Annotated in this window: 6 protein-coding genes; all 6 read left to right on the forward strand. The window is 43.3% G+C overall.

The genetic code is table 11. The annotated features are described in order from the left end of the window. Positions 1-95 precede the first annotated feature (95 nt). Complete coding sequence (locus JEP71_RS16120; protein WP_198626586.1) at positions 96-3,347, forward strand: phage tail tape measure protein; 3,252 nt, start codon at positions 96-98, stop codon at positions 3,345-3,347. Further along, entirely contained in the window at positions 3,348-3,944 is a 597-nt protein-coding gene (locus JEP71_RS16125) for a hypothetical protein (protein ID WP_198626587.1), read from the forward strand. Continuing rightward, on the forward strand, positions 3,944-4,525 hold the full coding sequence (locus JEP71_RS16130) for a hypothetical protein (RefSeq protein ID WP_198626588.1): 582 nt from the start codon (positions 3,944-3,946) through the stop codon (positions 4,523-4,525). The genes JEP71_RS16125 and JEP71_RS16130 overlap by 1 nt, the downstream gene beginning before the upstream one ends. 17 nt (positions 4,526-4,542) lie before the next feature. Then, positions 4,543-5,091, forward strand: a complete 549-nt coding sequence (locus tag JEP71_RS16135; RefSeq protein WP_198626589.1) for an Ail/Lom family outer membrane beta-barrel protein — start codon at positions 4,543-4,545, stop codon at positions 5,089-5,091. A 20-nt stretch (positions 5,092-5,111) separates the two neighbouring features. Continuing rightward, on the forward strand, positions 5,112-5,558 hold the full coding sequence (locus JEP71_RS16140; protein WP_232797658.1) for a DUF6950 family protein: 447 nt from the start codon (positions 5,112-5,114) through the stop codon (positions 5,556-5,558). Next, positions 5,558-9,261: phage tail protein (locus tag JEP71_RS16145; RefSeq protein WP_198626590.1), on the forward strand; the 3,704-nt coding region annotated here is incomplete at its 3' end. The genes JEP71_RS16140 and JEP71_RS16145, both read left to right, overlap by 1 nt.

A 9,261-nucleotide genomic window follows, 5' to 3' on the forward strand; every position in this document is an offset into this window, starting at 1 on the left:
GTTTATCAATAATTAAATTAATAGTGAATATAATTGATTTATTACACATTTATGGTGTGAAAATCTTAATTCTATTCAGGTGTAGGAATTAATTTATGGCGGGAGCATTAGGTAGATTAAATATTGATTTGACGCTGAATACGGCAAATTTCACAAATGCGATCAACCGTAGCCAGCGCCAAACAGAACAATTTGGGCAAAGTATTCGCGTCAGCCTTCAAGCTATCACCGTACAGCAAGAGCGAATGGTATCGCAAACCACAAAATCCTCGGTACTTTTTGCCCGTTTTGCGAGTGTCACCGCAAGTGCATTATCCATTCATCAAGTAATTAATTATGCCGATAGTTGGACGGAATTACAGAACCGTTTAAAACTGGTGACAGAAAGCTCCGTTGAGTTAAATAAAGCCACACAAGCGGTCTATGATATTGCCCAAAAAACCTATCAATCATTGGATGCCACAGCACAGGTTTATCAACGTTTTGCGGATAATGCCGATCGCTTAGGCTTAAGTCAGCAAAAAGTCGCTGAACTCACGGAAACCGTCTCAAAAGCCGTGGCGATTTCAGGAGCGAGTGCAACCGCAGCCCAAGCGGCATTAACTCAATTTGGTCAAGCATTAGCCTCGGGTCAGTTACGTGGCGAAGAACTGAATTCGGTGATGGAGCAAACCCCTGCGTTAGCGAAAGCCATTGCCGACGGCATGGATGTCAGTGTGGGCGAATTAAGGAAGAAAGCCCAAGACGGTGAAATGACGATAGAGAAAGTCATTCAAGCCTTAGAGCGTGCAGCTGACAGTGTGGATAAAAAATTCGCCACCAGTGTGACAACGGTTAGCCAAGGTTTCACTAATCTTCAATCGGCGATGACAAAATTTATCGGTGAAGCGAATCAAAGTACAGGCGCGACTCAGCTTTTAACAACGGGGCTTTCTGCATTATCGAATCATTTTTCTGAAGTGATGAGAGTAACGGAAGCTTTAGCCATGACGACTATTGCAATAAAAATAGCCAAATGGACTCAAGCCACTTATGCACAAGCTGCGGCAACGAAATTAAAAGTTCAACAAGATTTAATCGCCGCTCAAGCCACAAAAGCCAAGATGACGGCTGAATTAGAGCTAGCCCGTGTTGAAATGCGTTCTTTACAAGCGCAACTTCAACTCGCTCAGACAGAAGCACAACGCAGTAGTATTCGAATGCGAATGAAAGCGCAGTCTTCCATTATTGTGTCAGCCACAAATGCAGAAACATTAGCGATACAACGGTTGAATGCGGCACAAAGAGCCAGTTCTACATTAGGGCGAAGTTTTGGTGGTGCACTTGCCTTTCTTGGTGGGCCTCTTGGGATTGCGACAGGATTATTGACTGCGGGGGCAATGGCTTATTATGAGTGGCAACAACAAGCAGAACAATCAAGACAAAAGGCTCTTGAGTATGCAGAGTCATTAGACGTTGCAACGGAGTCATTAAATAAATTAAGTGATGCTGAGCGTCAAGCTTCAATCGGAAAACTGGCTGAAGGTTTAGATGCACAAATTGAGAAAATAGAAGAGCTAAAGAGAAAGCAAGAAGACTTAAAAAAATCATCGGATTTGGGTGGGCCAAATAAAGGCATCTCTTTTTATTATACAGGAGATTACGAGTCATTTTCAGCGGAAGTAGTTAAAGCTAGAAAAGATGAACTCCAAGTAACTGCTGATCTTGAAACAAAGAATAGAGAATTAGAAGTTACACGTAAAAAAATGGCATTATTGCTTGATGCTGAAGTTCAAAAAAACGGGATGGTCTCTAATGCCTATGCGCTTTATGCCAGCCGTATTTACGATGCTTCTGTAAAATCTGATGAATTGATTGGTAAACTCCATCTACAAGGTTCTGCTTTTGATAATTTAGCGCAATCCATTCGTTCAGCTACCCAAGAGCAACAGCAGTTTTCGGCAAAATCGTTAATTGTTGTTTCTGATGATGCACAAAAATCAATCGATGCTTCTCTTCGTACTATTGAAAAATCTAAAGCAGAAGGTAAGGCTTTAGCTAAACTCAATGCAGAAGATGTATTGGCGAGTAGAAAAATCACACCGGACATGATGGGGTATGACAAAGCGTTACAAGCTGAAATTGAAGCCCAACTTGCTTTACAGTCTAAAAAACTTAAGCCACCTAAAACACCAAAATCAACCATTGATTACGCCAAGCAGTACACCAAAATCTTAACGGAATTAGAGGAAAAACAAGCCTCACTGATTGCAGATGGGCAAAGTATTCAGCTGTATGGCACTACCTCTTCCTTTAATGAATACACATCCGCATTAGCTGATATCAAACAAAATAAAGATAAGTTTGATGCCATCTTAAAAATCGATCCCAAAGCGATTGAGACGATAAAAGAAAAAGCCAAAGCCATTGATGATCTAGCGCGTGCCAACTCGGTTGCGCAATTTGCTTATGATCGGGGTAAAGAAATTGAGCAGATGCAATTTGAAACCACCTTGATAGGAAAGTCACGCGCAGAGCAAGAGAAGCTTAATGCCCTTCGTCAGATTGATGTGCTGTATCAGCAAGCCAGTGTGGATTTAGGCGAGAAAGAGTTGGCGAACTTACAACGCAATGTCGAACTCACTAAACAGCAGATTGAGGCAGAGTTGAGGAAGCGAGAAGCCATGAAAGGTGATCCGATGGCGGGATTCAAACAAGGCTTATCGGATTTCAGTGAGTCAGCCATGGATGTGATGGAGAACGTCAGAAACGTCACTACCAATGCCCTTAATAATATGTCTGATGCGTTAGCTGATTTTGCTTTAACGGGGAAAGGAAGCTTTAAAGATTTTGCCAATGCGGTGATCTCCGATATCACTCGAATGGTGATGAAAATGCTGGTTTTCAAAGCCATTGAAGCAGGTGGACAAGCAATGGGATTTGATATGGGATGGATGAGCAAAGGGCATGCTTACGGTGGTTATACGGGGCATGGCGGGAAATTTGAGCCTAAAGGGATTGTGCATGGTGGCGAGTTTGTTTTTACCAAAGAAGCGACGGCTAAATTGGGTGTCGGCAATCTCTATCGCTTAATGCATGCTGCGCAAGGTTATGCTTCGGGGGGCGTTGTGGGGGCGGTTGCAGGGCGAATACCGGTTACACCGCAACCGACGTTAGCCCGTGCGAGTGGTGTGCAAATGACGGTCGTTAATCATATTACAGTGACAGGAAATGGTGACGCTGTACTTGCGCAGGCAATGAAAGAAGCCGCACAACAAGGGACAGAAGCCGGCGCACAGAAAGCTCACGCGATGATGTTACAAGACTTTCAAAGTAATGGCGCAGCACGCAGAACATTAGGAGTCTAAATGTCTATTCTTGAATGGCCAAAAGAGGTGATCCCCACGCAGGAAAACTGGCAATTATTGAGTAACAGCAAAACCTTTACCTCGCCGTTTAATGGAAGTAGCCAAACGGTACGCTTTCCGGGAAGTCGTTGGCGTTGTGAGCTGACATTCAATAATTTAAATGAAGAGAAATCGCGCCAGTTAGAAGCGCTGGTGGCTTCATTGGATGGCATGTCGGGGCGAGTCAAAATATCGAGTTGGATAAGAAAAGGGCGTTATGGGTATGGTTCGCCTCGCATTGCAATACCGAGCCAATTAGGTCATCGGCTAGAAACAAAGGACTGGAAGCGCAATATGCGAGTGTTACAGCAAGGGGATCGTTTAACTGTGGGTAATGAACTCAAAATGGTGGTGGCGGATGTGGTCAGTGACAATAATGGGCGTGCAAATATTCCTATTTCACCGATGTTAAGAACGTCTCCTACCGTTAATGAAATGCTCGAGGTTGAGCGTCCTTTTGGAGTATTCCGGCTCGTTGATAATGAACAGGGGAAGTTTCAGCATCGTCGCTTGGGTTATACCCATATCACGTTATCTTTTGAGGAGGTGTTGTACTAATGCAATATCATCCATTTTCTGACGGTATGGTCAACGCGATTAATGAGGGGGCTTATATTGTCTTAGCCGCCAGACTCGATTTGAAATCAGGTGTGACCTGTGCGCATACCGGCGTTGGGCAACTGATTATTGCGGGGGAAACCTATTTAGGTGTAGGAAGTTTAGGCGAAATCAGTCAGCTAAAAGAAAATAAGACAACCAGTCCCCCACAATTACAGCTTAAATTAGCGGGTTTTGATAAATCGCTGGTGGGAATGGTGATGAATGAGCAAAGCCGAGGGCGCGAAGTCCGGTTGATGATGGTTGCCATCGGCGAAGAGGGGAAACCGTTGCTTGCTGAAGTCTTATTTGTCGGACAAATCACATCGATTAATGTGGTGTCTGGCGAAGAAAATGCCGTATGTGTTAATGTTTCTAATCGATTCGAGCGATGGTCAATCGGGTTACCCGATAGATTCACCGATGAGTCGTGGTCATCTCGAAGACAAGGTGATCGTATCTTTCGTTATGTTGCTCAAATGGCTGAACGGGCGATTTATTGGGGCAGCAAGAAAGATGCACCTGCATTTATTTATAAATAATTGTTGGAAGAAACGAAATGAGTAAAAAACTTTTAGTTCCCCTTATTATGACAAGTCTATCGCTATGCGCAGCAAGTGCACAAGCCGTAGGTGAAAATACGCTTTCATTAGGTTATGCACAAAGTCATGTCAAAGCGGATGGCGATAAACTAAAAGAGAAGCCGAAAGGATTTAATGTCAAATATCGCTATGAATTCGATAATCATTTAGGTGTTATTGGCTCTTTTGCTTATACACATCAAGGTTATGATTATCGATTCAATTCTCGTTCTGTAGGGAATGGTGATTTAGATTATTATTCATTCACAGCAGGACCAACCTATCGTTTTAATGATTATATTAGTGCCTATGGTTTATTGGGCGTTGCTCATGGTAAAGCTGAGATGGAATTAAATGCCCTTGGCTATCACGAAAAAGAGAGTCAAAGTAAATCAGCATTTGCTTATGGTGTAGGGCTTCAATTTAACCCATTCCCGAATATTGCTATTGATACTTCTTATGAACATAGCAAATTGGATGGTGTTAAAGTAGGCACATGGACGGTCGGTCTTGGCTATCGATTCTAATTAAAAGATAAATATTATGTATGAAAGTCGGCATTATGCCGACTTTTTTGTTTTTAGGTGTTTTGATAATGAAACAACCTAACTGGACACTTAAATTACCTGAAACCATAAGGGCGGCGATGAGTCGCCCTTTTTCATGGGGTGAATTTGATTGTTGTATTTTTGCCTCGGAATGTATTGACGCGCAATGTGGTTTCTCTCCGATAAAGCCTTATCTCAATCACTATAAAACTAAAGCTGAAGCCTTCAACCTGATCAAATCTAAATTTGGCTCACTTGATAGAGCAGTTTCACGCTATTTCAAATCCATTGAGATTGAGCGCGTTCAGCGTGGCGACCTCGTACTGTTCAAAGGTGAGGACGGTGACAGTTTAGCGGTAGTTTGGGCGGGGCATTATTGGGGAGTAACGCCACAAGGTGTAAAGCCGGTACAGATTACCCCAATCAAAGCGTGGAGAGTGGAATAATGGGTGGGAGTGGTGGATTAATTTCAAAAGTCGTGGGTGCGGGCTTAATGATTGCGGGGCTGTTTACCGGAGGTGTCACCTCGGCGATGGGCATGGCACTGATGGCAGCAGGCGTTGCGGTTCAAGTCGCGGGTTCGCTTATCTTTAAGCCGAAACTTCCCTCTATGAATTATCGAGATACCAGTGAACGCAAACAGATGTTACGTTCATCGTCTGCGCCTGAAACCGTAATTGTCGGAAAAACAGTGATATCGGGTTTGCTTTTCTTCGCCGAAGAAGAAGCGGGTGAACAAGATGAAAACGAAAAAATCACACTAGCATTAGCGCTTGCTGGGCACCCCATAGAGAAAATCGGGAAGATTTGGTTAGGGGACGATTTAATTGAGACGTTTGGTGAATATACCGTTCATGAAGTTAAACACCTTTGGTTGAAGAGTTTAAAAATCACGGCACCTGTTGTTGAAGTGGAGTTGCATAATGACAGGGAAGATGTCGATCCCTTTATGCTTAAAAATTGCCCGTCATGGAAAGAGGATATGATTGGTCGAGGTCTGGCGTGGTTACGTGTGACACTTACGTTTGACCAAGAAAAATTCCCTTATGGATTACCCAATGTGAAATGTGAAGTTTGGGGAAAACATCTGTTTGATCCTCGCACTGGGCAAACCGAGTGGAGTAACAATGGGGCCTTAGTCATTTTGGATTATTACCGCCATTATTTAAAAGTACCTGATACAGATATTGATTTTGACAGTTTTAAACAGGCGGCTGATTTATGTGATGAAAAAGTGAGTCTGCCGGAAGGCGGATTTGAGTCGCGATATACCCTTAATGGCGCCTATGATTTAAATGAGAGTCCATCCAGTGTCTTGGAAGCGATGCACAAATGTATTAACGCTGAACCGACATTTACCGCAGGAAAACACGGTATTCAAATCGGTGCTTATTATGGACCTGCAATAAAAACCATCACTGAATCACAATTGATTGGCACCGTCACCTGTACCCCTGAAACAGGCTTAAAAGATGCCACCAATGCGGTGTATGGCACGTTTATTGATGCCGAACAGTTGTACACAAAAACGGATTTCACGCCTGTGATTGTGGACGAATGGGTGAAAGAGGATGGCTTAGAAATTCGGGAGAACATCGACTATCGTTTTGTCACCAGCCCTTACCAAGCCCAACGATTAGCCCGCCAATATCTCCGTAAAAAGAAAGCCGGAAGACGGGTTCAATTGACCATGAACTTAGACGGCTATGCTTATCGTCCTGGGGAAGTTGTGCTTTTAGAATTACCGGCTTTGGGGATTAGTGGGCTGGAATTTCGTATTGCCGAATGGTCATTTCATGCATTAGACGGTGTGGCTTTAACGTTGGAAGAGGATGGTGCCTATCTATATGAAGATGTGATTGGCAAGCCTTTTGAGCGTCCGCCGTTTGTGAGTTTGCCCACTGGTGGTGTAGCAGCACCGATTAATCTGACCTTTGTTCCACTTGCCGTCAGTGACATCGTGCAAGGTACACTTTCTTGGCAGAATGTTGCTACTGATGTGCGCTATAACACCGTCACTATTCTCCAAGAAGGCAACGTTATTCAATCTATTCAGGTGCCAGCTGAACGTGTTGATATTAACGGATTAGCGCGAGGGACTTATCGTGTTGAAATCAGAGCTACAAACGTGGCAGGCGCGATGTCTGCTCCCGCTATCAGTGATTTTGCCATTCAAGCACCACCGCCTCCAGAGCATATTGATGTTACCTCTGGCTTATTTAATCTGACCATTGCACCGAAACAAGGCGATAGCGCTGTCTTTGGTTATACCTTTGAATTTTGGTTTAGTGAGGAAAAGCTCGCTGATCTTTCTGAAAATGAAGTGATCACCAAAACAAATAAAGTTGGCCAAGGGAATTTCTGGACGCAAGAGAACTTACAAGCAGGGCATACGTATTATTTTTATGTTCGAACAATCAACAGCTATGGTAAATCACCGTTTGTGGAAGCTTCGGGTGTTTGCTCTTCTCAAACCGATTTAATTCTTGAGGAATTAGCGGGGCAAATTAGCCGAGATCAACTTGCACAAGACCTATTGGGTGAAATTAACAGCAAAGCTAACCAAATCGATATTACAGAATTACATGAGCTAATGAGGATAAATCACGACAAGCTTTTAGAGGAGTCAATGAGGCAAGGCGCGACGATTGAAGAAAGTGAAAAAAAACGGGAGGAATCAGAAAAATTATTGGCTGAGAGGATGAAGCAAGTTTCAACGGCAACAGAAGCACAGGCCGCTGCAATCAAACAAGAGCAACAAGCACGTATTGAGGGTGATCAAACCGAAGCACAACAACGGCAATCCTTAGCCACTCAACTTCGTGGTGATTATACCGGCAATGATTTATCGAAAGTCACCGCAGGACTTATCTCCTTCGAGAAACAAGCGCGTGTTACAGGCGACCAAGCGGAAGCCAAAGCCAGACAGTCATTGGAAACACGGATGAATGGGAATGTTTCTGCGATTAATCAATCACTAGAAACCCTCACCTCGAAACAGCAAGCACAATCGAAAGATATTTCAGCCCTCAGTTCAACACTGAAGGGAAAAGCTGATAGCAGTGCGGTAAATGCGTTAAATACGCATGTGTCTAATCTCGATGGCAAAGTCACCTCCGCAACCTCTCAAGTACAAGCGTTATCCAGCAAATTAGAGACGGTAAAAGCCGATTTAACGGGATCTGTGGTGGTGGATTTAGATTTATCGAAACTCAATGAAAATACCTATTATCCGGTTATTTTGCCTTTAGTAACCTCTCGACGTTATGCCTTTAAGGTTTTTAGAACCTTAGGACAATATTCAGATAATAAACCCAGCTATGCGACTCACAGCACCAAAGGTTTTGCCATGATTGTGGAATGGCAAGTGAGTGGTTCTGGATGGGGAACTCAGTCTGAAAACCGCATCATTGATAACTTTGATTGGAAATGGACAAATCAATCCCCTGTGATGGGGCCAGCTCAATTAACGAATGGCTCTGTGGAATATATTTATTTACGGGGAGGGGCAAAATATCAGTTAACTAAACACAAAAGTGTTAACCATCAAATTATCACCAGCACTTATACCAATAACAAACAATCTGTGGCACCGAAAGGGTTTGTGGCGAATGAAGTACCTAAGTCCAGCGAACAGAAAGCCAATGCAACGGCGAATGCGGTAAATCAACTTGAAACCAAAGTGACTGAGGTTTCAGGTAAAGTGACCTCTACCGCCCAGCAGGTCACTCGCTTAGAAAGCCAAGTGGGTACAAGTTTAGCCAAAATCGAACAAACTTCGAAAGTGGTCACAGACATAAATGGCAAAATTTCGGCATCATGGACAATGAAAGTTCAACAAGATAGCAAAGGAAATAAAGTCATTACTGGCATTGGATTAGGAGTCAATGCGCAAGGAAATAGCCAATTTCTGGTTAATGCCCAAAACTTTGCGGTGATATCGTCATTAAACGGCAAAGTAGTGACACCGTTTGTGATCCAAAATGGACAAGCTTTTTTCAATGATGCGTTATTTAGTCAGGCAACTATTGATAAATTATCAGTAGGTAAAAAGATAACCTCCACTAATTATTTAGCGGGCAAGAAAGGATTTAATATTGATGCCACAACAGGGAATGTGGAATTAAATGATGCCGTCTTTCGTGGACA

The sequence above is a fragment of the Proteus sp. PR00224 genome (assembly GCF_016238105.1).
In the GTDB taxonomy this organism is placed as follows: Bacteria; Pseudomonadota; Gammaproteobacteria; order Enterobacterales; family Enterobacteriaceae; genus Proteus.

Excerpts from the sequence above, each read along its gene's own strand:
- JEP71_RS16120 (WP_198626586.1), top strand. The coding sequence starts at position 96 with ATGGCGGGAGCATTAGGTAGATTAAATATTGATTTGACGCTGAATACG.
- JEP71_RS16125 (WP_198626587.1), top strand. The coding sequence starts at position 3,348 with ATGTCTATTCTTGAATGGCCAAAAGAGGTGATCCCCACGCAGGAAAAC.
- JEP71_RS16130 (WP_198626588.1), top strand. The coding sequence starts at position 3,944 with ATGCAATATCATCCATTTTCTGACGGTATGGTCAACGCGATTAATGAG.
- JEP71_RS16135 (WP_198626589.1), top strand. The coding sequence starts at position 4,543 with ATGAGTAAAAAACTTTTAGTTCCCCTTATTATGACAAGTCTATCGCTA.
- JEP71_RS16140 (WP_232797658.1), top strand. The coding sequence starts at position 5,112 with ATGAAAGTCGGCATTATGCCGACTTTTTTGTTTTTAGGTGTTTTGATA.